This is a genomic window from Variovorax sp. H27-G14 (assembly GCF_046156345.1).
Lineage (GTDB): Bacteria > Pseudomonadota > Gammaproteobacteria > Burkholderiales > Burkholderiaceae_C > Variovorax.
The window spans coordinates 100,192-123,239 of the sequence record NZ_JAYLVN010000004.1 but is presented as its reverse complement, the minus strand read 5'-3'; the positions used below and the strand labels follow the sequence as shown (position 1 = coordinate 123,239).

Sequence of the window (23,048 nt, the reverse complement as noted above, 5' to 3'; positions counted from 1 at the left end):
TTGCAAATTCATCGGTTCTGCAAGGAGCCCCGAAGGCCTACAAACAATGCCCGACATGCCTGAACGATCCCAGGCATGCACACCCACTATTTGAGCAAAACACATGCCCTTCATTCGCACCGCCCTCCCCGAAGACACCTCTCCCGACCAAAGCCAGGCCATCGTGCAAGGCATTCACGACGCGCTGGTCGGCAGCATCGGAATGCCGCCGGACGAGCTGTTCAACCTCGTGAGCCCGTACAAGCCCGGGCATTTCTTCTTCGACCGCGGCTTCAACGGTGTAAGCCGCTCCGATCGGCTGGTCGTCGTTGAAATCACCATGCGCCGGGGGCGCAGCGACGCGATGAAACGCGCGCTCTACAGCCAGATTGCCGGCAACCTGAGCAGCAAGGCCGGCGTTGCGCCGGGCGATGTGTTCATCTTCATGCACGAGAACGACTATTCGGACTGGTCGGTCGGCAACGGGCGCTTCGCCATGGACCTGGTGCAGCAGCGCGGCGCGCAGGGCTGAACGAAGGCGCACCAGGCTCGCACCCGGCCCGGGTCAGCCGGCGGGCCCGCTCACCGGGTTCCGCTCCTTCAGAAAGTCGATGAACACCCGCAGCTTGCGCGGCACCTGCGCGCGGCTCGGGTGGTACAGGTAGAAGCCCGGAAACGTCGGCCACCAGGGCGCCAGCAGCGGCACCAGCCGGCCGCTGGCAAAGTCTTCGCGCACCGCGCCTTCGAAGGCCGAGGTAATGCCGGCACCCGCGCGCGCCGCGGCCAGCAGCACCTCGCTGTCGTTGCTCACCAGCGGGCCCGCCAGCGCGATGTCGAGCACGCGCCCGTCCTGCGCGTACTCCCAGCGGTAGAGGCCGCCCGTGGTCAGGCGGTAGTTCAGGCAGCGGTGCTCGCGCAGGTCTTGCGGCACGCGCGGCGGCGTGCGGCCCTTCAGGTAGCGCGGCGCGGCAAAGGTGACCATGCGCTGCGGGCCGCCCACCGGCACGCCGACCACGTCCTGCGCCAGGCTCTCGCCCAGCCGGATGCCGGCGTCGAAGCCGCCCGCCACCAGCTCGACCATGCGGTTGTCGCACACCACCTCCAGCGTGATGTCGGGCCAGGTGTCGGCGAAATCGCCCAGGTGCGGAAACAGCAGCAGCTCGGCCGCCGTGCGCGAGACGTTCAGGCGCAGCAGCCCGGCGGGTTTGTCGCGCGCCTCGTCGATGCCGTCGACCGCCTGCGCTAGCGCGTCGAGCCCGGGGCGCGCGCCGTCCAGAAACTGCTGGCCCAGCTCGGTCACGCCCACGCGGCGCGTGGTGCGGTCGAGCAGCCGCACGCCCAGCTTTTTTTCCAGCGCGCGCACGGTCTGCGACAGCGCGGAGGGCGACACGCCCAGTTCTTCCGCCGCGCGGGTGAAGCTGGCGTGGTGCGCCACGCGGGCAAAGGCGGCAATGGCGGGCAGAAGTTCGGGCGACATGGCTTTCATTATGAAGACTGGCTTCACAAAGCATCAAGCCGACCGGGCTTTTTCAGAAGCAATGGCGCCACTACCTTCAAGGCCTCGGCGATGCAGCCGCTCCGCCTCCGATGCCTCCTCCTTACTGAAAGCACCTTCACCATGAAGCTCGACAACTACCTCACCCTTGGCCGCTCGGGCCTGCGCGTCAGCCCGATGTCGCTGGGCACCATGACCTTCGGCAGCGACTGGGGCTGGGGCGCCGACGCCAGCGAATCGCGCCGCATGTTCGACCTGTACCTGGAACGCGGCGGCAACTTCATCGACACCGCCAACTTCTATACCAACGGCAGCTCGGAGAAGCTGCTGGGCCAGTTCATGGCGGACCGGCGCGAGTCGGTCGTGCTGGCCACCAAGTACACGCTGAACATGCAGCCCGGCAACCCCAACGCGGGCGGCAACCACCGGCGCAACATGGTGCGCTCGGTCGAGGCCAGCCTGAAGCGCCTGGGCACCGACTACATCGACCTGCTGTACCTGCACATCTGGGACAACCTCACGCCCGTCGACGAGGTGATGCGCGGCTTCGACGACCTGGTGCGATCGGGCAAGGTGCTGTACGCGGGCATCTCGGACACGCCGGCCTGGCAGGTGGCGCGCATGCAGACGCTGGCCGACCTGCGCGGCTGGGCGCCGCTGGTGGCGCTGCAGATCGAGCACAGCCTGATCGAGCGCACCGTGGAGCGCGAGCTGCTGCCGATGGCGCACGAGCTCGGGCTGGGCGTGATGGCGTGGTCGCCGCTGGGCAGCGGCGTGCTGTCGGGCAAGTACACGCGCGCCGACCTGGCGCAGCCGGCGGGTGCGGCGCAGGTCGCCGCAGGGGTCAGCGGTTCGCGCAAGGACCTGGTGGCCATCAACGGTGCGTTGAACACGCGCACGCTCGACATCGCCGACGTGGTCGCGCAGATCGCGAAGGAGCAGGGCCGCTCGAGCGCGCAGGTTGCGCTGGCGTGGCTGCTGCACCGCACGGCGCCGGTGGTGATGCCGATCATCGGTGCGCGCACGCTGGCGCAGTTCGAGGACAACCTGGGTGCGCTCGACGTGGAACTGGACGCGTCGGCGCTGCAGCGCCTGAACGCGGTCAGCGCCGTGTCACTGGGCTTTCCGCACGACTTCATGGCGCTGCCGTTGACGCAGGGGCTGGTGTCGGGCGGCACGGCGGCGCGCCGGCCGGGCTGAACGAAGCACAAGGCCTGAACGAAGCAGGCAAGCGAAGCGCAGGCGCTCAGGCGCTCAGGCGCTCAGGCCATCAGCAGGTAGACCAGCCCGCCACCCACGGTGATGGCCGCAGCCACCGAGCCGATCCACGCAAAGCGCCGCGGCGCATAGCCCAGCAACGCGACCGTGGCCAGCGCCGCGGCCGTGAGCGCGCCCAGCCACAGCACCCAGCCGATCGAACTGCCCGCGGCCTGCAGGCTGGCGCCGAGCGACAGGCACAGCAGCACGGTGCCGCCCAACTGAAGCCAGCGCCGCCAGGGGCCCGGCGTGCTGCCGCGGCCGGAGACGTCTTCGCTGTGGCGGTCCATGGCCAGGCTCAGCGCGCAGAAGCCCGCGAGCGAGGCGGCGAACACCAGCGTCAGGAGAAGCGCGTCCATCAGGAGCCTTGTTCCGACGTGACGAGCGCGGGTGGCGCTGTCGGGTTGTTGGTTTTGCCCGCCGAGGCCGTCTTCGTGGCCAGCGACTTGCGCCGCTTGCGCTCCACGATCCACACCGCGCCGGCGAGCCCCAGACCCAATGCGAAGCTGACCAGGTCGAACCCCGCCACCGCGCTCGGTCCCGAGCGCAGGCTCACCGTCAGCGGCGCGGGCCCGGTGAAGGCATTGAGCACCGGCAGCAGGGCGAACAGCAACGCACCCAGGGCCAGCTGCGCCTGCCACATGCGCAGCGTGGGCCGCAGCAGGCCCAGCACGGCGGTGGCGCCCCAGGCCACGAAGAAGCAGGTGATCTCGGCCTCGCCACGGTCGGCCACGTCCAGCGGCAGCAGGCGGTTGGCCCAGAAGAACATGGCCATGGCCACCGGCAGGCCCGCAATGGCGCCCAGGTTCAGCCCGTCCACCAGGCGCAGGCCAAAGCCGACGCGCCCGCCCTGCTTGAGCGTTTTGGCGAACTTCTGGCGCTCCTTCACGGCCCACAGCAGCAGCCCGGTCGCCACCATCAGGCAGCCCGCGAGCCCCGAGAGAAAGAACAGCGCGCGCACCAGCGGATCGCCGAAGCGGCCGAGGTGCAGTCCGTAGAGCACGCTGCGCGTCTCGGCGGCGGGCCGGGTGGTGTCGCCGAAGGCGCCGATCAGCGTGCCGGTCACGCCGTTGAACTGCATGGTGGGCTGTTCGTACGACAGCCGTGGGCCGTCGGCGCGCCGCAGCACGACGACGGCATTGGCGTCGTTCGGCAAATTGACGGTGATGCGCCCGACGGCCGCGCCGTCCCAGTGCGCGGAGGCCTGCGCGAGCATCGGCGCGACAGGTGCCATTGGCGCGGGCTTGCCCGCAGGCTTGAGCTGGTCGCGCGGGTTGCCGGCAAAGGCCTCGGCAAAGAAAGCCTGCGTGCCGCCGCTGTCCTTGTAGGCAGCCTGCGGGCCCCACGGCATGTACATGAACATCAGCGTGACGAGGCCGGTGTACGTGATCATCGCGTGATAGGGCAGCGCCAGCACCGCCGTCACGTTGTGCGCGTCGAGCCAACTGCGCTGGCCCTTCTTCGCCCGGAAGGTGAAGAAGTCCTTGAAGATGCGCTTGTGCGTGACGATGCCGCTGAAGATGGCCACCAGCATGAACATGGCGCACAAGCCCACGATCCAGCGCGCCCACAGCGCGGGCATGTAGTGCAGGTCGAAGTGCAGGCGGTAGAAGAACTCGCCGCCGCGCGTTTCGCGCGCCGCGGCCGAGGCCTCGCCCGTGGCGGGGTCGAGCGTGGCCCGGCCCAGGCGCTCGCGCCGGCTGAGCGGCGGCGTGCCCTTGGGCGGCGGCGGCTTGGTCCAGAACAGATTGGCCGACGCTTCGCGCTCGGTCGGCAGCGTGATGAACCAGCGCGGTGAATCGGCCGCGTGTTTTTGCAGGTAGCCGAAGCTCGCCTCGGCCGACTGCGCCGCGGGCACCCTGGCGTGCGAGAGGCCGTGCAGCTCGGGCTTCATCCAGACGGTGATCTCGTCCCTGAAGTAGGAGGCGGTGCCGGCCATGAACACCATGAACAGCACCCAGCCGACCAGCAGGCCCGACCAGGTGTGCAGCCACGCCATCGACTGTCGAAAGCCGTCCTTCATGCCGCGCCTCCGCCTGCGCGCATGAGCCACGCGAGCAGCAGGCCCATCGGCACCGCGGCCATGACCAGGCCCGACCACGCGCGCAGCGCGGTGCGCGCCGCGAAGACCCACATCACGGCCACGGCAAAGACGATGAAGGAGGCCAGCGTGCCGGTCATGGCGGCTTCGCTGCGCGCCATGCCGAAGGCGGCGGGCAGGCACAGCGCGAGCAAGGCGGCGGACAGTGCCGCCACGCCGTAGCCGCCGGCAATGGCGGCCACCGCGCGCGACGCCACGCCAAGGCGGTAGCGAATGCCGGCGGTCACTGCGCGCGCCCGACGGCGCGCAAGGTCGTTCGGAAATTCATGAAAAGGGGAGGGGGATTCGCTTGAAGATGAGAATCATACTCATCTGTCGAAAGCCCTCGCCCCCCGCCCCGCCGGCCGCTTATTTCGCCTGCAGCAGCGCGCCGGCTTCCAGCAGCACCAGCTCGTTGTCGTCCGCCTTGTTCGGCTCGCGGCTGCTCGAGAACGGCAGGTTGTTGTCGTTGCCCACAACGATGTGCGTCGCGTCCACCACGTCGACGTTCTCGATGGTGAAGAACGGGAACTTCAGCACGCCGTCGTTCAACGGCTTGCGCGCGAGCTTGTCGGGGTCGGCAATGTTCCGCAGGTCGATATAGCCGATCTTGCGCACCGGGCCGCCCACGTTCGCGTCGCTCAGCTCGACCTTGTAGACGCGCTTGAACTTGGCGATGTCGTGGAAGCAGTCGGTGCGCTTCTGGCCTTCGGGGCAGGCCTTGTCGGCGGTGCCTTCGCCGTTGTCGCGCTCGATGATCAGGCCCGTGTTGCCATCGATCATGTTGAAGTCGCCGATGGCGTTGCCGTTGGCTTCGAGCACGTATTTCCAGTGGCGGCCCGTCCATTTTTCCGAAGCCACGTCGAACTCCAGCACGCGCAGCGCCTCCTTACCTTCCACCCGCTCGTAGTCCTTCGCCTCGGCGTTCCACACCGGGCCTTCGAGCAGCGCATACAGCTTGCTGCCGTCCTTGGACGCGGCCATGCCCTCGAAGCCCTTGGAGCGCTTGATCTGAAAGTCGACCGCGCCACCGGGCGCGCCCGGCGTGGTCACCGCGGGGTGGTCGGGCGAGCGCACGGCCTTGCCGTCGACCAGCGTGTCGAACACCGCGAGCACCTTGCCCTTGAGGTCGGCCTTGATCAGGAAGGGGCCGAACTCCTCACCGATCCACAGCGCGCCGCCGGCAAACTGAAAGCTCTCGGGGTCGAAGTCGGAGCCCGTCAGATAGCGCTGCTTGGTGCCTTCATGAACGATGCGAAACGGCACCTTCTTGTCGGGGTCGTGCAGGAACACGGTGTCCAGGCGGTTGAACTTGCCGCTCTTGAAGTCCACCTTGTAGTGGTTCAGGTAGAGCATGAAGTCGGGCGAGTTGGCCTTGGTGCCGGCGCCGTTGTCGGTAAGGATCCAGAAGCTGCCGTCGTCCATCTTCTTGATGCCCGAGTGGCCCTGCAGCGGCTGGCCCTTGAAGGGCACCGACATGCCCGTGCCGCGCCCGGCCGAAAGGCCCTCGACGCTGCCCAACGCCTCCACGCGCTTGGGCGTGGTGAACTTGCCGCTGACCTGCAGGTCGGCCGGTGCGTCCTTCGGTGCGGCCACGAAGCTTTGCGCGGGCAGCACGGCGTGGCCGGCAAGGGTGGACGGAAAGGCGGTCTGCGCGGACACGCTGCCGCAGGCGAGCGCGGCGGCGAGCGCGATGAAGGAAAGAGAGGCGAGGCGCGTCATGAGCGGGAAAGTTCCGAGTCGAAAACGCGTGACCATGCCGGGTAGGCGTGACGCGGACATGACATCCGTTCAGGGTGCAATGTCTACTGTCACCTCGCGAGATTCGGCGCGCCCCTGGTCGTCGACCGCGCGCAGCACGTAGCGCCGGCCCGACTCGGCCAGGTCCGGCATCCAGGTGATGCCTTCGCCCGGCGCGGCGCGGCCGATGAGCGCGTCGTCGGCAAACCAGTAGACGGTTTGCGTGCCGGCGGCGGCCTCGGCGCGCAGCACCAGCGGCTCGGGCTTTTTCACGCGCAGCGTGTGGCGCACGCCGCGCAACGGCGAGGTGATGAGCGGCGCTCCCTCCGGCGCGTTGCCATCGTTGTCGCAACCGTCGACCGGTGCGCTCGCGCGCGGCAGGCCGGCCTGGCGGAACAGGCGGCGCATGTCGCTGCCCCACTGCTCCACCACCTGCTGGCGCGCGTTGGGTTGCGGGCCGCACACCACCTTGCCGGTGGTCTCGTCGACCCACACCGCACGGTGCAGGTTGCTGACCTGAATGGGCGACTTGCCGGCAATGAACCAGGTCATGGCGCGCACCGGGCACAGCGCGTCGGGCAGGCCGCCCGTGGCGGCGCACACCTCCACCTGGCGCAGGTCGGGCGGCTGGCGCGACGCCACCTCGCCGGGGTCGAGCCGCTCCGCGCGCAGCGCATCGACCATGCGCAGGAAAAGCGGCGCGGCCGCGTCCACACCCACCAGCGCGGGGTTGCTGCTGCCGTCGAAGTTGCCCACCCATACCACCAGCACATGGCGCCCGAACACGCCCGCGGTCCACGCGTCGCGAAAGCCCCAGGAGGTGCCCGTCTTCCACGCGATGGCGGGGCGCGCGGGCAGCGTGGTGTCGGGGCGCGGCGTGTGGCGCAGCATGTCCAGCGTGATGAAGGAGGCCTCTTCGCTCAGCAGGCGCAGCGGCTGTGCGGGCTTCTCGTCGGGTGCGGGCTGGGGCTGGGGCTGCGTGTAGCGAATGGGCTGCGAGATGCCGCCATTGGCCAGCGTGGCGTACATGCCGGCCAGCTCCTCGGGCGTGACCTCGCCGCCGCCCAGCACCAGTGCCAGGCCGTAGTGCGATTCGCTCTGCAGCTTCTGCACGCCCGCCAGCCGCATGAAGTCGTACAGACTCGGCTGCGAGAGCCTGGCCGCCACGGCCACCGCGGGAATGTTGCGGCTGCGAATGAGCGCCTCCTGCGCCGACAGCGGCCCGGCGAAGCGGTGGTCGAAGTTCTCGGGCGTGTAGGGGCCGAAGGAGGTGGGCGCGTCTTTCAGCATCGTTCTCGGGTGCAGCAGCCCCTGGTCGAGCGCCAGCGCGTAGATGAAGGGCTTGAGCGTGGAGCCCGGCGAGCGCTTGGCGAGCACGCCGTTGACCTGGCCCGCAATGGCGTCGTTGCGAAAGTCGGCCGAGCCGATCATCGCGCGCACCTGCATGGTCGAGGCGTCGAGCAGCAGCGCGCTCGCGTTGGTCATGCCCACGTCGGCATGCGTGCGCAGGTACTGGCCCATCACGCGCTCCAGCGTGGACTGCATGCGCAGGTCGATGGTGGTGCGCACCTCTTGCACGCCGCGCTCCTGCGCGAGCAGCATGTCGGTGGCGTGCGGCGCAAGAAAGGGCAGGCTGCCGCGCGACTGCGCAGAGAGCGCAAGTTGCGCATCGGGCGCGTGCTGTTTGGCGGTGGGGTCGCGCTCGGCCCACAGCGCCCACAGGCGTTCGCGCGCCGCTTGCAGCTCTGCATTGCGGCCGCGCTCGGCGATGCGCTTCACGGGGTTCTGCGGAATCACCGCGAGCGTCAGCGCCTCGGGCAGGCTGAGCTTGGCTGCGTCCTTGCGGAAGTAGATGAGGCTGGCGGCCTGCACGCCTTCGATGTTGCCGCCGTAGGGCGCGGTGTTGAGGTAGGCCTCGAGGATGTCGTGTTTGCTGAAGCGGGCCTCCAGCCACAGCGCCGCGAAGATCTGCGCGACCTTGCCCAGGGGCGTGCGGCTGTCGATGCCGTACACGCGGCGCGCAAGCTGCATGGTGAGCGTGGAGCCGCCCTGACGGCGCTCGCCGCTGGCAATGCGCCAGGCGCTGCGCGCCAGCGCGGCGGGGTTCACGCCGGGGTGGGCGTTGAAGCGGCGGTCTTCGTACAGCAGCACCGCGTCGACCAGCGTGGGGGAGATGCGCTCCAGCGGCACCCACAGGCGGTACTGCTCGTCGCCCGCGAGCGTGAGGCGCAGCAGCTCGCCGCCCTTTGCGTAGACGGCGCGCGAGCTGCCGACGGTTTCGCTGAGCTGCGCGTGCGGCCAGAGGCGCAGCAGGGCGAGCAGCGCGGCGATGAACGCGAAGACGACAAGCGCCTTGCGCGCCCGGCTCTTGCCCCCTCTCCCTCTCCCGCTTGCGGGAGAGGGTTGGGGTGAGGGCAGGGGCGATGGATCAGGCACGGTGGTCATACAGAGGCTGCACCCTCACCCTAGCCCTCTCCCGCACGCGGGAGAGGGGACAAGGCAAAGACGCGCATCGTCGTTGCTTTCAATTGCCCACCACCTGGAAGCGCCCGCCCGCCGAGCGCGAGAACACGCGCCGGTCGTACATCGCCTCGCCGTACGCCGCCGGCACCACGTAGTCGCCCACGTTGGTGGCGCGCGCCTTGTAGGTCACCTCGAGCAGGTCCTTGCCCACGCCGCCGTAGAACACCACGCGGTCTTCGCGGATGTCGGCGTACTGCACCTTCCACGAGCCGCCGCCGCCCAGGCGCTTCTTCCAGACCGGCGCGTCGGCGTTGGCATCGTCGTCGTCGCCCACGGCCTGCAGCACCGGCTCCAACCCGCCGGGCAGCACATCGACCAGCGCCACGTCGTTGATCTGCGCGCGCTCCAGGCTGCGCACGCGCACCCGCACCGTGACCTCGTCGCCCAGCTTCACCTTGGTGACCGGGTTGCCCTTGGCGTCGAGCACCTCGTGGAAGATCTCCATGCCCCGGTTCACCGGCGTGGCGGGCACGTTGCGCTCGAAGCCCTGCTCAGCCCAGCTGTAGTACAGGTTGAAGTCGCTGTCGTTCGACAGCTTCAGCTTGGCGGTGCCAGCCGGCACGGCGGCGCGCGTGATCGGGTTCACCGCGCCCAGCGCGAGCGCGGCGGCCTGGCCTTGCGCGTTGACGGCGCTGGCCGTGAGCTTGCCTTCGGCGTTCTGCCCCACGGCCTCGAAGTACGAGTCGACCGCCAGCAGCATCGAGGCCGACGACAGGCTGTTGTACCAACCGTCGCGCACCATCGCGGCCATGCCTTCCCACACCGCGGGCTTGAGCGTCTTCAGGCGCGCAGGAAAGTGGCGGCCCACCAGGTGCAGCGTCATGCTGTCGTGCACCAGCGGGTCGTAGTACGCACCCCACACGTTGCGGCGCTGCTTTTTCTCGGTGCGCGCGAGCAGGTCGTTCCACGCCGGGTCGAGCAGCTCGTTGGCCACCTGCTCCTGCTTCACGAGCTGGTAGCTCGCGGCAAGGTACACGGCGCCCAGGTCGTCGTTCCAGCCCTGGGCCTTCTTCGTGCGCCAGGCTTCGCGCAGATTGGCCAGCGCGGCCGGCGCGATGATGCCCTGGCGCGTCAGCAGGTAGGCCGCCTGCGTTCGCTGGCGCCAGCCGTCCAGCGTGGCGTCGCCGCTGCCGAGCCAGCCCTGCAGGTAGGTGTTGGCCTTTTGCAGCAGGTCTTGCGGCACGGGCAGCTTGTGGTCCTTGGCCTCGACCAGCAAGTGCACCGCGTACAGCGTGGCGAAGGGGTCGGTGCCCGCGCCGGGCCACAGCGAGAAGCCGCCGTCGGCTGTTTGCCGTGCGCGCAGCTGCACCAGGTAGCGCTCGAAGGTCTTGCGCGCCTCGGGCAGCGGGCCCTGCTCGGCCGTGCGGCCGCGCGCCATTTCCTTCACCAGCTCCGGGCGGCCTGACAGCAGCACCGCCGGAAAGGTCTGGCTCGTGATCTGCTCGGTGCAGCCATGCGGATAGGCCTCCAGGTACTGCATGAGGCCGGTGGCGAAGGCCCACGGCGCGGCCGACACGGCCACGTCGCTCTGGCGGAAGTTGGGGTACAGATCGGCCTGGCTGCTCAGCTCGCCCGCGCGCTGGAAGCTGCCCGCCTGCACCAGCGTGACAAAGGGCGACGCGGGCCGCACGCTCACCTCGGTCGACAGGCGCGCGCTGAAGCTCTTGTGCGTGGAGGTGAACACCAGCGCGGAAGAACCCAGCACCGCCTGTTCGCCTGGCTTGGCGCGCACATTGAACTTGGTGCTGGCCTCGCCGCGCTCGTTGACCTTCAGGGTCTGCGTGGCATCGCCCACCACTTCGAGCCCGCCGGAGGCGGTGAGCGTGAGCGCAATGGGCGCCTCCTTGCCCGAGCCCGCGATGTTGTTCGCCAGGCCCACGCCCACTTCCACGGTGTCGCCGGGCGCCATGGCCAGCGGTGCGTTAGGCAATATGACCATGTCGCCGCGCACCACGGTGCGCGTGGTCTTGGCGGCGGTGGTTTCGTCGTTCACGGCCACGGCCATCACGCGCAGGCTGCCGTTGAAGCTCTCGGGCACGGTGTAGCTGAACTCGCGGCTGCCGTTCACGTCCACCAGGCCCGACCAGTAGGCCACCGGCTTGTCGCGCTTGCGCTTGAACGGGTTCAGGTGCTTGCCCAGTTCGCCTTCGCCGTCACCGCCGGGGGCGGCGCCCTGCATGAGCTTCTTGAACTCCGGCAGGATCAGGTCGAGCGTTTGCAGCGTGCCCACTTCGAGCGCGCGCTTCTGAAAGAAGTGCTGCAGCGGGTCGGGCGTCTTGTAGCGCGCCACCTGAAGAATGCCTTCGTCCACCGCGAACACCACGGCGCGCGTGGGCTTGTCGCTGGTGAGCTTCATCTTCACCGTCTGCCCCGGCTTCACCAGCTCGGTGCTGGTGAGCTGCAGGTTGGCGGTGCGCTTGGTGAGCGCGGTGGCAAAGGGCACGATGCCATAAGACAGCGGGCTCATGTACACCTCGTCGGACGCCGGGTCGCGCACGAAGTGCACGTTGATGTAGCCCGTGCCCTCGAAGTCCTTGGGCAGCGTGATCTTCTGCACCGAGGCGGTCTTGTCGGTCTTGAACCACGCGTGCGCATACACCTTGTCGCGCTCGATGGTGATGAGGCCCGCGCCCACGTACGGCGCGCGGATGCTCACCGCAATCTCCTGGCCCGGCTCGTAGTCCTTGCGGTCGAGCGTGAGCTGCAGCTCGGCGTTGCGGTCGAGCGAGCGCGACACGTTGGCGTTGCCCGCCACGCTGTACTCCACGCGGCCGAGCTCCACGCCTTGCGCGTTGCGCACCACATAGGCGAAGTTGCCGGGCGCGCCGGTGTCCAGCGCCACGGTGTTGCCGGCTGCGGCAATGGCGAAGGGCTTTTCGTCGAGCACAACCTCCTTGCGGCGCGACTCGTAGCGGTACAGGCCGTTGTCCTGCTTCACCAGCACCGACAGCACCTTGCGCTCCACGCGCTCCAGCTTGAGATCGGCCACGGCCGTCTTCTTCGCCTGCGGGTCGATGGCGATCACGCTGGCGTTGCGCGTGGCGCCCTTGCTCACGTAGCTGGTGTCGCCGTCTGCCTTCACGCCAATCAGGTAAGGCATGTCGCTCACCAGGGTCTGCGCCTCGGCCGACACGCTGCGCCCGCCTTCGGGCTCGAAGGCCTTGGCCAGCACATGCACCTGGTAGGTGGCCGCGTCGAAGCGCGACAGGCGCAGGTCGAACTCGGCCTTGCCGTCGGCGCTGGTCTGCACGCTGCCCAGGTCGTCGACCTGCTTGTCGGCGGCGCGCTGCGGGTCGAAGAAGGCGTAGTCGGTGAAGGCGCGGAACACCGGGAAGCCGGGGCTCAGCGTGAGCGTGCCTTCCACCTTGCGGTCGGGCGCGGGCGTGCCGAACAGGTTCTGCACGTCGATGAACGCCTTCAGGTCCTTGGGCCTGACCCAGCCTTCGACCGCCTCGCTGCTGAGCTTGGCCGTGACCTTGGTGCGGTCGGGCAGAAATTCCTGCACCTTCACCGTGGTGCTGCCGATCAGCAGGCCCTCGACCTCGGGCGTGCCGGGCGACGATTCGCGCGGCAGGTAGAGGTTGACGGTGTAGTTGCCGGTGGGCGAGGTGTCCTGCGTGGTGTGGGCGATTTCCGCCGCGCCGCCGGGGCCGAGCTTGAGCTTTTCGCGCCGCACGCTGAGGCCGCGCGCGTCGATGATCTCGGCTTCCAGCGGCAGGTCGCGCAGCGACGTGGCCCAGTTGCCGGCCTTCACCAGCATTGCGATGTGCATGGTGTCGCCGGGGCGGTAGATGCCGCGGTCGCTGAACACATAGCCCGTCATCTGGTTGGGCACGCCGGCCGCGCGCAGGCCGCCGACGTCGAAGCGCGAGATGTCCAGCGTGCGGTCGCTGCGGTTGAAGGGCAGAAAGCTCAGGTCGCCCTCTTTGCGCACGACCAGCACCACCGGTGTTTTCTCGCGCTGATAGCCGGCCAGGTTGGGCAGCTTGGCGGCGCCGGTCGCGTCCGTGGTTTGCGACGCGACGATCATGCCGTTGCGCCCCCACACCTCGACCAGCGCACCGGCCACGGGTTGGCCGGTGGCAATGCTCTGCACGAACACGTCACGCGTGCCATCGAGCGACTTCTTGGCGACGATGCCCAGGTCGGTGACGAGCACCAGGCGCTGGTCGATCTGCTGCGCGGGGTCGCCGGCTTCGTTGTTGCCTTCTGCGTTCCCTTCAGCGTTGCCTTCCTCGTCGGAGGACTGCCCTTGCTGCTGCTGCTCTTCTTCGGACTGGCCTTCTTCGGCGCTGCCCTCGGGCTTCTTCTTGGCCTGCGGGTCGTAGCCCTGCACCTTCAGCAGGAACACACCGCGGCGGTCGGCCACGTCGTTGCGCAGGTACTCGGCGAAGTCGACGGTTTCGTAGTGCGCCTTGCCGGCGGGAATGCTCAGCGGAATTTCCTTCTGGAAGCGGTCGACCAGGTTGTCCGACGTGAGGCCGCCGTAGAACTGCGGGTGTGCGAAGTCGCCGTTGGTCTGCGTCACCAGGTGCTGCAGTTGCTGCGGCAGCAGGCGGCCGATTTCCAGGCGAATGCCGGGCAGGTCGCGCACCAGAATCGGCAGCTTGCGTTCGCCCGACAGCGCGAGCAGCGAGCCCTGGCTCATGATGGTGAGCTCGGGCGCGAAGGTCTTGAGCAGGCGCACGTCCTGGCGCGCCGCGCCAAGCTGGTAGCCGCCGGGCGTCTTCAGGCCCTTGGCGATGCGCACCAGCAGGTAACGCCCGCCTTCGGCCTGGGGCATGCGAAAGCTCACCATCTCGCTCACTTCGCGCTCGCTGGCAATGGGCTGCAGATTGATCTTCTTTGCGCGGCGCAGCACGGCGTCGGTCACCTTGGTGGGGTCGGCGGACCAGTCGAACTTGTCGTCGGCGTCGTCCTTGTTGGCGTCCTTGTTAGTCTTGGCTTCTTCCGTGATGGGCAGCAGCCAGGCCTGCACCACGCGCGCCATTTCGCGCTCGTGCACGGGCATGGAAGCGGTGACGTGCATCACGTGCTCGGGCTCGCCGTTCTCTCCGGTGACGATGGTGGGCTCGATGCTGGCGATGCTCAGGCTGAACAGGCCCGGGATGTCGACCGCGCGCGACTGGTCGTTGCGCAGCGCCGGGCCGCCTTTTTGCGCGACGGTGCCGGCTGTGAGGCTGAGCACCACGGGACGTGTTTTCTCGGGGATCGAAAGCGGCTCGGACTGCACGGTGGCGACGAGGCGCAGCTTGTCGTAGCTCACGGTGAACTTCTCGCTGGCGCACTTGCCCACGCTGAAGAAGGATGTGCTGCAGGCCTGGTCGTAGGTGAGCACGAGGCGCTTTTCAAGCTCGACGGTGTTCACGGGGTGGGAGAAGCGCAGCTGAAACAACGCGCGGCGCACGTTGGGCTGCACGGGGTCTTGATAGAACTCGGCGGCGGCGATCTGCGCGGTGAATTCGGGGGAGGTGAACTCGTATTTGCGCAGCGCCATTTCGATGTGCGGCGCTAGCGCGCTGTCACCCAGTTTCACCTTGTACGGCTGGCCGATGGGCCAGTCTTGCGCGGGCATGAACTCGAGGCGGTTCTGTTGGGTCCAGGTCCAGCGGCCGGCAATGGCAGGCTCGACGCTGACGCCGGTCGCTTCCTGGCCGATGCGGGCAATGGGGGCCACGGAGGCGGAGAAGTTGATGACGAAGGGGTTGGGGCCCCTGTCGAGTTCGATCTGCGTGCGCTGCGGAGGCTCGGTCTTCGCGGTGGCGACGACGGGCTCGACGCGGTCAGGCGTGAGGCCGTGCCACCACTTCAGCACATGGGGGCTGGCGAGCCATCCGGCGAGTACGAGCAGCAGGAGCAGCAGGAGCCAGGCGAGGCGCTGTTGCAGCCACTGCAGGCCGAGCATCACGAACGCACCAGCGATGCGCAGCCACCCCGGCGGTCGCCACGAACCGATGAGCCCGCGGGCCACCGGACGCAGGAAGCCGAGCGCGCGGCTCAGTCCGGTGAAGAGCATGTCGCTGAGCGACGCAAGTTTTCGATTGGCAACTTGAAGCATGGAAGCTCCCCACTGTGTTTTTGTTGGCGTTCGCGAGTGTGCGGACTGTCTGTGAAGCGCTGGCGCTGCGTGTGAAGTCTTCGTGAAAACTGCACATGGGTTTTGTTCTTGGGCCTGCTGTTCGGGGTTCTTTGTTCAGGGCGCGTGCACAGGCCGCCGGGTACTCCCCTCCGCGAATGTCCCCCGGCCTGCGGCCTCCTCCTTTATTTCGCTGCGGGGAGCACCCGACGCCCTGTGCACCTGGGCACGCTGCTGGTGATCGCGCGATCAACGAGTGCTCTGAAAACGCTCACGTCGATGGGGTGCCTTGCGCAGCGAAATAAAGGAGGAGGCCGCAGGCCGGGGGACATTCGCGGAGCAAGGCACCCCGTCGGCGTGAGCGTCGCCCTGAACAAACGACCCGCCTCAAAACACGAGCTGCGGCTTGTTCACCATCAAATAGAACACCACGACCATCGCAACGAACGCCGGATACCCAAGCAGTTCCCAATAACGTTGATACCGCGCATAGAGCGGCGGCAGCGCAGTGGCATCGCGGTGCGCCTGCGCTGCAAGGGCCGCCATGCGAATCTGCAGCCACACCACCGGCAACCAACAGATGCCAGCGAACACGAACAGCCCGAGCGACACCGCAAGCCACGGCGTCGACATCGGCCAACCCGCCATGTGGGCCAGCGCGAAACCCGTCGCCGGCTGGAGGATGACGGTGGGCGTGGTGAACCACCAATCGGCGCGCACCACCAACCGGCTGACCACCGCCTGCGCCGACACGCTGCCGCTGCGGTTGGTGAAGAACATGTAGAACGCCGAGCCCAACCCCGTGCCGACCATCAGAACACTGGAGACGATGTGCAGCCACTTGAGGACCAGGTACGTGTTCATGGCGCAGCGCGTCGGTAAAGGTGCCACAGCAATGCGGCAATGGGCAGGTTCTTGAGCAACGGGCCGAGCGGGTGCAGCCACAGGCTCGGTTGCAGCACGGTCGCCACCAGGGTCATGACGAGCATCAGCGCCAAAGCCGCGGCATAACTGGCGCGGCCCGGCCAGCGCCACAGCGCGATGCCGATGGCGATGTCCGCCACGGCACCGCCGACGATCAAGCACTGCACCAGCCATGTCGGCGATGCAATGCCCGCCGCAGCCAGCACCTCGCGGCTCTGGCCGTTCAGTTCGATCAGGCTCGCAATGCCGGTGAACAACCACACGGCGACAAGGCTCCAGCGCAGCAGGCGGTCGTCGGCGGCGCGGGTCATGCCGCGCTGCTTGGGTGCTGGGTGCGTTGCCACGCAACCACCTCGTGCGCATTCGTGGCCAGGAAGGCCCGCATGCGCGCAAAGCGGCGCTTCGTCTGGCGCGCGAAGACCCATGCGACCACAGGCTCCATCAGCCAGCGCAACACGCGCGGACCCGACTCGATGGTATAGACATAAATGAGCACCGAGTGCCCCTGCGCGGTGTCTCGATGCCGCATGGACGCGGCCCAGCGGCTGAAGGGGAACGAACGGCCGACCATCGTGGCGGCCGCCACGTGCGGTCGGTCGAAGGTGACGAAGCGCGTGCGCATCGACAGGCCACGCAGCAGGCCACCACCGGTGTTCTCGGTTTCCGCGCCCACGAAAGGGCAGGGTGCACCGCCCACCACGCGCGCCTGGCCGACCAGCGAGTCCCAGCGCGCACGCCAAAGGTGATAGTGGAAGGTGTCGAACACGACGTCGGACGACGCCGGCATGTCGAACTCAAAGCGCCGATGGGCCATTGCGCAGGGGCTCTTCGACCACGTCGGTCACCATGCCCCAGCGCGCGAACTCGGGCTCGAATTCCGGCAGCGCCAGCAGGCCGGCACAGGCGTGTGCGCCGACGGGCAACGCGTCGCCGGTGGCGAGGCCGGGCAACCCCTCGCCGCGCGCAAGTTTGCGGGCCAGCAGGATGGCGGCCATGCAGGGGATCTCGGGGCCGTGGTTGTCGTCGGCGGCAATGTCCCAGGCGCGGCGGGCGGGCTGGCCTTGCGCGTCCGTGCCTTCGACGCGCACGACCATGCCGCCCAGCGCGCTGCCGAGACCATCAAACACACGGCCGGCGGAATTCAACAACGCTGCCAGCTTCTGCGGCGCGCGCAACAAGCCCATGCGGCGCATGACCGCCATGACGGCGAAGGCCTGCTGCGCCAGCCCGACTTCGAGCGCGGCGCGGAACATGACCGACTGCACGCCGGCGTAGCGCAACGGAAACAGTTCGAGGTCGGGGATGTCGCACAGCGCGCCGCGGCGCGGTTTCATGCGCGCGAATTCGACCTTCACGGGGTCGGCCCAGCCGGGCTGCTCCACCCACTTGCCCCCTTGCCACACGCGGATCGGCTCGCCGCAGTAGGCGAGCACGCCGGCCAGCGTGGCCTCGCCGCGCGGCGCGCTTTGCGCCGGGGCAATGCAGATGTCGATGCTGCGAATGGCTTGCCAGCTGGCGCAGAGCTGGTCGACCACGGCGGACGAGAGCGCGGGCACGGTGCTGGCGCCGCTCACTGCGGTGCGGCCCGCCGCGCGAAACACGGCATCGAGCGCCGCTGGAAAGTCGCACACGAAGCGACGGCCGTCAGCCAGGTCGATGTAGTGGGCACCGGCTGCGGCAACGGCCTGCGGCACGCGGTAGTCCTGGCGCTGGAACGGGCCCGCCGTGTGAATCACCAACCCGACACCCAGTTCGCGCAAGGTGTCGGCGAAACCGGATGCCTGCGCGTCGATGCGCACGCCGCGTGCGTTGCCGCCGATCGAACTGGCGAATGCCGCCGCGCGCTGCGCATCGCGCCCCGCCACGAGCAACACGATGCCGGGGTCTGCAGCCAGTGCGCGGCAGATGCGCGCGCCGAAGTTGCCGTAGCCCCCGAGCACCAGCGTCTTCATGCCGCCGCCCCGGTGCCGGCGACATGGCCGCGCGTGAACGCCTCTTCGAAGATCGAATAGCCCGACCAGTCCGCATGCGCGAACGACAGCCGCCCCGCGACGACGCTGCCGCGGTGCGCACCGTCGGGCGCGGTGCGCTGCGGCCCGATCTGCGCGAGCAGGCCGGGGTGCGGAATGGACATGGCGTGCCCATAGCGCGTGATGTCGATGCGCGTGGCCAGCGAAGGCAAAACAGGGTGCGGCACCGACAGCTCGGCCAGCAGCTCGTCGCGCCAGCCGGTCCAGGGGCGCTCCAGCAGCAGCTTGCGGCCGTCCGCCGTGTCGTAGCGGCTGGCGCCCAGCGGGCGGTACCAGCTGAGCACGGTGCCGCGCGGTGTCGGGTCGAGCGACTGGTGACGCGCGTCGACGTAGCCCAGGCCCTTGGTGCCGTAGATCACGTTGTCCCAGCTTGGCGCGGCGCCGTGGCGGTCGGCCAGCGGGCCGCGCAGGTGCACGTTGGCCACCAGCCAGGGCGCGTAGCGCACGTGGGCGGCGGCGGCCTTCAGCACGGCGGGCGGGTTCTGCACCACGCGCGCGGCAATGAACACCGGCAGCGCGACGATGCAGCGCTCGGCCTGCCAGCGCACCAGCGTCTTGGTGGCCGCGTCCCACGCGTCGACCTCGACACCGCCGCGCACTTCGGCAATGCGCGTGACGACCTGCCCGGTGCGCAAGCGCTCGCCGAGCGGCGTGGCCAGCTGCTTCGTGAGCCAGCCGTTGCCTTCGGGCCAGGTGAGGATGCCGTCGCGCTCGGGGCTGGCATCGTTCACGCTGCCGGTCGGGTCGCCGGGCGCATGAAAGCCGTGCCGGCTCGCAAAGTAGTGAATGCCGGCCCAGGCCGACACCTGCTCGATGCCGGCGCCGTAGTCGTCGCGGCAGCAGTAGTCGAGGTACCAGCGCAGATGCGCGTCGCTGAAGCCTTCGCTGTCGAGCCAGCCGGCGAAGGTGATGGCGTCGAGCGCCAGCAGCTCCGGCGTGACGGCGACCTTCAGCGTGGGAATGGCGAAATGCGCGGCGTGCTGCAGCGCGTCGATGCGCTGCGCGAACTGGCGGTACTGCGCCAGCGTGGGCTCGGCCACGCCGTGCACGGGCAGCAGGCCGTCTTGCCACTCACCCTGAAAGAACAGGCGCTCCTGCGGGCTGTGGCACAGCGTGACCTCGTCGTATTCCCAGCGGCCCGCCACGCGGCGGCGCAGGCCGAGCTCTTCGAGCAGGTCCTGCACCTCGCGTGCGTCGTCGCCGGGCACCGGCAGGTAGTGCGCGCCAAGGGGGCAGGCGATGCCGTTGACCATGCCGCCGCGTGCATTGCCGCCGGCGGTGTCTTCGAGTTCGAGCAGCGTGAAGTCGTCCATGCCGGCGAGCCGCAATGCGCGCGCAGCCGCGAGGCCGGCGACGCCGCCACCGGCAATGACGACACGGGTGCGCTTCACGACCGCGGGCGCTGCACCCTGCAGCGCACCGTCGCGCATCGCATGGCCGCGCGCCACGTCGATGCCGGTGAAGCCGCCTTCGATGGGCGGCGGCGGCGCCTCGCAGCCGGCCAGCGCCAAGGCACCCGCCGCACCGGCCACGCCGAGGAATTCGCGCCGTTGCATGGCTCGGCTAGTGCGCCATCACCTTGCCCCACTCCTGCTCATAAGTAGTGACAAGGATTTGGTTCGACAGGCGATTCACCTCGGCCGGCACGCGCGCCATGTCGAGCGGAAAGTCGAACATCAGCGGCAGCGTGGAAGGCGACAGGAAGCGCAGGCCCGCAGGCAGCGCATCAGGCATGCGGTACGGCCGGCGGCTCGCGATGATGTAGCCCCACTCGCCGAAGCTGGGCACATGCGCGTGGTACGGCGTGGCCGTGAGGCCGACCGACTCGATGGTGGTCGCCACCGTCCAGTAGCTCTTGCGCGCCACCAGTGGCGACGTGGTCTGGATCACCGCGTAGCCGCTGGCCGACAGGCGCTTTTCGAGCAGCGAATAGAAGCTGTTGGTGTAGAGCTTGCCGATGGCGAAATTGGTCGGGTCCGGAAAGTCGACCACGATCACGTCGTACATGTCGCCGGGCTGCTGCAGCCACTGGAACGCGTCGGTGTTGACGATCTTCACCTTGGGCGACGACAGCGAATGCCCGTTGAGCGCGGCCAGCGTTTCGTGTGTGGTGAAGAGCTGGGTCATGTTGGGGTCGAGCTCCACCAGCGTGACCGATTCGACCGACGGGTACTTCAATATCTCGCGCACCGCCATGCCGTCGCCGCCGCCCAGCACGGCCACCTTCTTCGGTGCGCCCTGCGCGGCCATCACGGGGTGCACAAGGGCCTCGTGGTAGCGGTACTCGTCGCGCTCGGCAAACTGCAGGTTGCCGTTCAGAAACAGCCGGTGGCCGAGCAGCCCGCGCGTGACCACGATGCGCTGGTAGGGCGAGGTGGCGCTGAAGACGATGTGGTCCTGGTAGAACTTGTCTTCGGCCAGCGTGGTGATGTGGTCGGCCCACACGAAGGCCGCCGCCAGCGCGGCCAGCGCCAGGAAGCACGCCACGGCGTGCGCGCCGATGCGGCGCAGCTCATGGCGGAACAACCACAGCGCCCACACGGCCACGGCCGCGTTCATGAAGCCGAACAGCAGGCCGGTGCGGATCATGCCGAGCTGCGGCACCAGGATCAGCGGAAACGCCACCGACACGGCCAGCGCGCCCAGGTAGTCGAAGGTGAGCACCTGCGACACCAGGTTCTTCAGCGCGATGTTGCGCTTCAGGATGCGCATGACCAGCGGAATCTCCAGCCCCACCAGCGTGCCCACCACCATCACCAGGCCGTACAGCAGCAGGCGGAAGGCGCCGGGCGCGTAGGCGTTGGCCAGGAACAGGATGGCCGGCAGCGCACCGCCAATGAGCGCCACCATCAGCTCGATGCGCAGGAAGTGCGCGGGCAGCTGGCGGTCGAAATAGCGCGAAAGCCAAGAGCCCACGCCCATGGCGAACAGGTAGGTGCCGATGATGGTGCTGAACTGCAGCACCGAGTCGCCGAGCAGGTAGCTGCTCAGCGCGGCCGCGCTCAGTTCGTAGACCAGCCCGCAGGCCGCGACCACGAACACGCTGGCGAGCAGCGCAATTTCAATCGGTTGCGGCCCCCGCGCATCCGGGGTGCGCGCGGGCAGGGCCGCGTCGCTCAATGGATCGCCGCAGCCACGATGATGCTGATGCCCAGGCACATGGCGGCAACCACGAGGCCGAGCGCCACGTTCTGCTTCTCGACGATCTCGCCCCACAGGTCGTAGGGCGTGATCTTGTCGATGATCAGGAAGCACAGCCAGAAGATGATCACGCCGATCAGCGCGTACACGAGCGAGCCGAGGACCACGCCCGGTTTCAGCGATTCAAATCCCATGGGGACCTCCAGTCGTAGTAGTAAGAAACATCGCGTTGGCGGTGCGGCACGCAGCCATCTTCGCCGTCATTTGTGGCCGCCGCCACTCGAGTAGCCGCCATACGAGCCGCCCGAACTGCGCGAGCCGCCCGACGAGCCGCTGCAGGTGCTCAGAATGATCAGCAGGATGATGATCAACACGATCACGATGATGATCGTGCCGCAGCCCATGCCCGAGGCCGCGCTCACGGGCAGCGCGTCGCCGCGCTTGAACATGTCCTTCTTGGCGTCGAGCTTGAAGGCGGTGGCCACCACGCCGCTGTCGAGCTTGATGCCCGACGACCAGGTGAGCTCGTTGGCCGAGCGCTCCATCGACAGCAGCGCGGGGCCGCTGGCAAAGTCGCGGTTGAAGGTTTTCTGCCCGCGCTCGACCTGCCAGTAGAACTCGCCCGCCACGTAGGTGGTCTCGGCGTTGTAGGCGTACTGCTGCTGGTAGCGCTTGTTGAGGTAGGTGGCGGTGCTGCCGTTCTCTGCCATCACCGGCGCGCCGGTGGTCGGCTTGACCAGGCTCCAGCCGTCTTCCGCGTCCACCAGGAAGCTGAAGCCGCGCTTCTTGTTGAAGAGCAGGTACTCGTCCCAGCCGAACATTTCGTCGTCGCCGGGCTCGGTGCCCATGCGGTGCTGGAAGCCCACCACCTGCCACTGCGCGCCCTGCAGCTGGCCCATGGCGCCCAGCGCGATGAGCGGGCGCACGGGCTCGCTCTGCGCGGCATGCTTGAGCTCGCCGCCAATGCCCTGCGACAGGTCGATGATGCTGTGGCAGTTGCCGCAGGTGATGCTCTTGCTGTCGGCCAGGTTGACGGTGACGGGCGAGCCGCAGTTGGGGCAGTTGAAGCTGCGGCCCTTCTCGTCCTTGGCGGAGTCTTCGCGCAGGCCGGTGAGCTGCAGGTCTTCCAGCTGAACCGAACGGCCGAGGGAGGCCGCGGGCGGCGCCGTGCCGTAGTCGAGGCTGAGCACCAGCCCCTTGTCGTTGCGCAGCTCAACCATCGCAAACGGCTTGCCCAGCTCGGGCAGGTGCGGCAGCTCGCCCTGCGCGGAGGTGAGCGCCACCTGCTCGTTGGAGGTGACGGTGTAGCTCTGGCCCGCGAAGGCGGTGGTGGCGCCCACGCGCAGCTCGCTCGAGGGCGGCGCGGCGCGCTGAATATCGAAGGGCAGCGCGAAGACGTAGGCGCCGTTGTCCTCGCTGAGCACGCCGGTGCGGTCACCGTCGAGCGCGGCGATCCACTCGGTCCAGCGCCCGCCGGGGTAGGTGTACTGCAGCCGGCCGATCAGCGTGAACGGCTTGTCCTGGATGCGGCCGGCGGCAAACAGCTGCAGCGGGCTGAAGTCGTCGAACAGCTCGGCCATCTTGCCGGTGCGCGCGAGCGTGTCGCCCTGCCGCACGACGGTGCTCTGGCAGTACGGGCAGACCGCGTGGGTCGATTGCGCCGAACGAAATTCGACGGGCGCGCCGCAGCCGGGGCAGGGCGCGCGGTAGTAGCGTTGGTTGCCGGTTTCCTCAGCCATGACAAGCTGCCGAGGAAATGACGAACAAGGTGGGGGATACCGCGCAGCCGGCTATGCCGGGCCG

17 protein-coding genes are annotated in these 23,048 nt (G+C 68.5%); 2 read left to right on the top strand and 15 right to left on the bottom strand.

Features of this window, described 5'->3' with window-relative positions; genetic code table 11:
- Nucleotides 1–103: 103 nt before the first annotated feature.
- Nucleotides 104–511, top strand: coding sequence for a tautomerase family protein (locus VLK31_RS13085; protein ID WP_409168842.1), 408 nt, complete (start codon nucleotides 104–106; stop codon nucleotides 509–511).
- Between the two features lie 33 nt (nucleotides 512–544).
- Here VLK31_RS13085 and VLK31_RS13080 read toward each other — a convergent pair whose 3' ends face one another.
- Nucleotides 545–1,456 (bottom strand): LysR substrate-binding domain-containing protein, encoded by a 912-nt coding sequence (locus tag VLK31_RS13080; protein WP_409168841.1) that lies wholly within the window; start codon nucleotides 1,454–1,456, stop codon nucleotides 545–547.
- Nucleotides 1,457–1,597: 141 nt separating this feature from the next.
- Here VLK31_RS13080 and VLK31_RS13075 point away from each other — a divergent pair, with 141 nt between their 5' ends.
- Nucleotides 1,598–2,674: an aldo/keto reductase gene (locus VLK31_RS13075; protein ID WP_409168840.1), complete on the top strand. Its 1,077-nt coding sequence runs from the start codon at nucleotides 1,598–1,600 to the stop codon at nucleotides 2,672–2,674.
- 62 nt (nucleotides 2,675–2,736) lie between these two features.
- On the opposite strand, the gene VLK31_RS13070 is transcribed toward VLK31_RS13075, so the two are convergent.
- The 14 genes from VLK31_RS13070 to VLK31_RS13005 form a co-directional block, all read right to left on the bottom strand.
- Nucleotides 2,737–3,090 carry a DUF3325 domain-containing protein gene (locus VLK31_RS13070; RefSeq protein ID WP_409168839.1) on the bottom strand — a complete coding sequence of 118 codons (354 nt, stop codon included), beginning with the start codon at nucleotides 3,088–3,090 and terminating at the stop codon, nucleotides 2,737–2,739.
- Nucleotides 3,090–4,754, bottom strand: a complete 1,665-nt coding sequence (locus tag VLK31_RS13065) for a PepSY-associated TM helix domain-containing protein (RefSeq protein WP_409168838.1) — start codon at nucleotides 4,752–4,754, stop codon at nucleotides 3,090–3,092. The genes VLK31_RS13070 and VLK31_RS13065 overlap by 1 nt, the downstream gene beginning before the upstream one ends.
- Entirely contained in the window at nucleotides 4,751–5,059 is a 309-nt protein-coding gene (locus tag VLK31_RS13060; RefSeq protein WP_409168837.1) for a DUF3649 domain-containing protein, read from the bottom strand. The genes VLK31_RS13065 and VLK31_RS13060 overlap by 4 nt, the downstream gene beginning before the upstream one ends.
- Nucleotides 5,060–5,180: 121 nt before the next feature.
- Entirely contained in the window at nucleotides 5,181–6,533 is a 1,353-nt protein-coding gene (locus VLK31_RS13055) for an esterase-like activity of phytase family protein (protein ID WP_409168836.1), read from the bottom strand.
- A gap of 69 nt (nucleotides 6,534–6,602) precedes the next feature.
- Nucleotides 6,603–8,996: a penicillin-binding protein 1C gene (gene pbpC / locus VLK31_RS13050; protein ID WP_409168835.1), complete on the bottom strand. Its 2,394-nt coding sequence runs from the start codon at nucleotides 8,994–8,996 to the stop codon at nucleotides 6,603–6,605.
- A 79-nt stretch (nucleotides 8,997–9,075) separates the two neighbouring features.
- Nucleotides 9,076–15,132 (bottom strand): alpha-2-macroglobulin family protein, encoded by a 6,057-nt coding sequence (locus VLK31_RS13045; RefSeq protein WP_409168834.1) that lies wholly within the window; start codon nucleotides 15,130–15,132, stop codon nucleotides 9,076–9,078.
- Between the two features lie 405 nt (nucleotides 15,133–15,537).
- Nucleotides 15,538–16,014: a DUF2269 family protein gene (locus tag VLK31_RS13040; protein WP_409168833.1), complete on the bottom strand. Its 477-nt coding sequence runs from the start codon at nucleotides 16,012–16,014 to the stop codon at nucleotides 15,538–15,540.
- Nucleotides 16,011–16,385 (bottom strand): DoxX-like family protein, encoded by a 375-nt coding sequence (locus VLK31_RS13035; RefSeq protein ID WP_409168832.1) that lies wholly within the window; start codon nucleotides 16,383–16,385, stop codon nucleotides 16,011–16,013. Before VLK31_RS13035 ends, VLK31_RS13040 begins: the two co-directional genes overlap by 4 nt.
- Nucleotides 16,382–16,888, bottom strand: coding sequence for an SRPBCC family protein (locus tag VLK31_RS13030; RefSeq protein WP_409168831.1), 507 nt, complete (start codon nucleotides 16,886–16,888; stop codon nucleotides 16,382–16,384). The genes VLK31_RS13035 and VLK31_RS13030 overlap by 4 nt, the downstream gene beginning before the upstream one ends.
- Entirely contained in the window at nucleotides 16,869–18,026 is a 1,158-nt protein-coding gene (locus VLK31_RS13025) for a saccharopine dehydrogenase family protein (RefSeq protein WP_409168830.1), read from the bottom strand. Before VLK31_RS13025 ends, VLK31_RS13030 begins: the two co-directional genes overlap by 20 nt.
- Nucleotides 18,023–19,660, bottom strand: coding sequence for an FAD-dependent oxidoreductase (locus VLK31_RS13020; RefSeq protein WP_409168829.1), 1,638 nt, complete (start codon nucleotides 19,658–19,660; stop codon nucleotides 18,023–18,025). The genes VLK31_RS13025 and VLK31_RS13020 overlap by 4 nt, the downstream gene beginning before the upstream one ends.
- 7 nt (nucleotides 19,661–19,667) lie before the next feature.
- Nucleotides 19,668–21,224: a polyamine aminopropyltransferase gene (locus VLK31_RS13015; RefSeq protein ID WP_409168828.1), complete on the bottom strand. Its 1,557-nt coding sequence runs from the start codon at nucleotides 21,222–21,224 to the stop codon at nucleotides 19,668–19,670.
- Nucleotides 21,221–21,439 carry a DUF350 domain-containing protein gene (locus VLK31_RS13010; protein WP_409168827.1) on the bottom strand — a complete coding sequence of 73 codons (219 nt, stop codon included), beginning with the start codon at nucleotides 21,437–21,439 and terminating at the stop codon, nucleotides 21,221–21,223. Before VLK31_RS13010 ends, VLK31_RS13015 begins: the two co-directional genes overlap by 4 nt.
- Before the next feature lie 66 nt (nucleotides 21,440–21,505).
- The gene (locus VLK31_RS13005; protein ID WP_409168826.1) at nucleotides 21,506–22,984 is read right to left on the bottom strand and encodes a DUF4178 domain-containing protein; all 1,479 of its coding nucleotides are present in this window, start codon (nucleotides 22,982–22,984) and stop codon (nucleotides 21,506–21,508) included.
- Nucleotides 22,985–23,048: the final 64 nt, after the last annotated feature.

What these genes read in the sequence shown, in the direction of transcription:
- VLK31_RS13020 (WP_409168829.1), bottom strand. Translation starts at nt 19,660, where the DNA reads ATGCAACGGCGCGAATTCCTCGGCGTGGCCGGTGCGGCGGGTGCCTTG.
- VLK31_RS13035 (WP_409168832.1), bottom strand. Translation starts at nt 16,385, where the DNA reads ATGACCCGCGCCGCCGACGACCGCCTGCTGCGCTGGAGCCTTGTCGCC.
- VLK31_RS13045 (WP_409168834.1), bottom strand. Translation starts at nt 15,132, where the DNA reads ATGCTTCAAGTTGCCAATCGAAAACTTGCGTCGCTCAGCGACATGCTC.
- VLK31_RS13075 (WP_409168840.1), top strand. Translation starts at nt 1,598, where the DNA reads ATGAAGCTCGACAACTACCTCACCCTTGGCCGCTCGGGCCTGCGCGTC.
- VLK31_RS13005 (WP_409168826.1), bottom strand. Translation starts at nt 22,984, where the DNA reads ATGGCTGAGGAAACCGGCAACCAACGCTACTACCGCGCGCCCTGCCCC.
- pbpC (WP_409168835.1), bottom strand. Translation starts at nt 8,996, where the DNA reads ATGACCACCGTGCCTGATCCATCGCCCCTGCCCTCACCCCAACCCTCT.
- VLK31_RS13065 (WP_409168838.1), bottom strand. Translation starts at nt 4,754, where the DNA reads ATGAAGGACGGCTTTCGACAGTCGATGGCGTGGCTGCACACCTGGTCG.
- VLK31_RS13030 (WP_409168831.1), bottom strand. Translation starts at nt 16,888, where the DNA reads ATGGCCCATCGGCGCTTTGAGTTCGACATGCCGGCGTCGTCCGACGTC.
- VLK31_RS13055 (WP_409168836.1), bottom strand. Translation starts at nt 6,533, where the DNA reads ATGACGCGCCTCGCCTCTCTTTCCTTCATCGCGCTCGCCGCCGCGCTC.
- VLK31_RS13080 (WP_409168841.1), bottom strand. Translation starts at nt 1,456, where the DNA reads ATGTCGCCCGAACTTCTGCCCGCCATTGCCGCCTTTGCCCGCGTGGCG.
- VLK31_RS13010 (WP_409168827.1), bottom strand. Translation starts at nt 21,439, where the DNA reads ATGGGATTTGAATCGCTGAAACCGGGCGTGGTCCTCGGCTCGCTCGTG.
- VLK31_RS13040 (WP_409168833.1), bottom strand. Translation starts at nt 16,014, where the DNA reads ATGAACACGTACCTGGTCCTCAAGTGGCTGCACATCGTCTCCAGTGTT.
- VLK31_RS13085 (WP_409168842.1), top strand. Translation starts at nt 104, where the DNA reads ATGCCCTTCATTCGCACCGCCCTCCCCGAAGACACCTCTCCCGACCAA.
- VLK31_RS13025 (WP_409168830.1), bottom strand. Translation starts at nt 18,026, where the DNA reads ATGAAGACGCTGGTGCTCGGGGGCTACGGCAACTTCGGCGCGCGCATC.
- VLK31_RS13070 (WP_409168839.1), bottom strand. Translation starts at nt 3,090, where the DNA reads ATGGACGCGCTTCTCCTGACGCTGGTGTTCGCCGCCTCGCTCGCGGGC.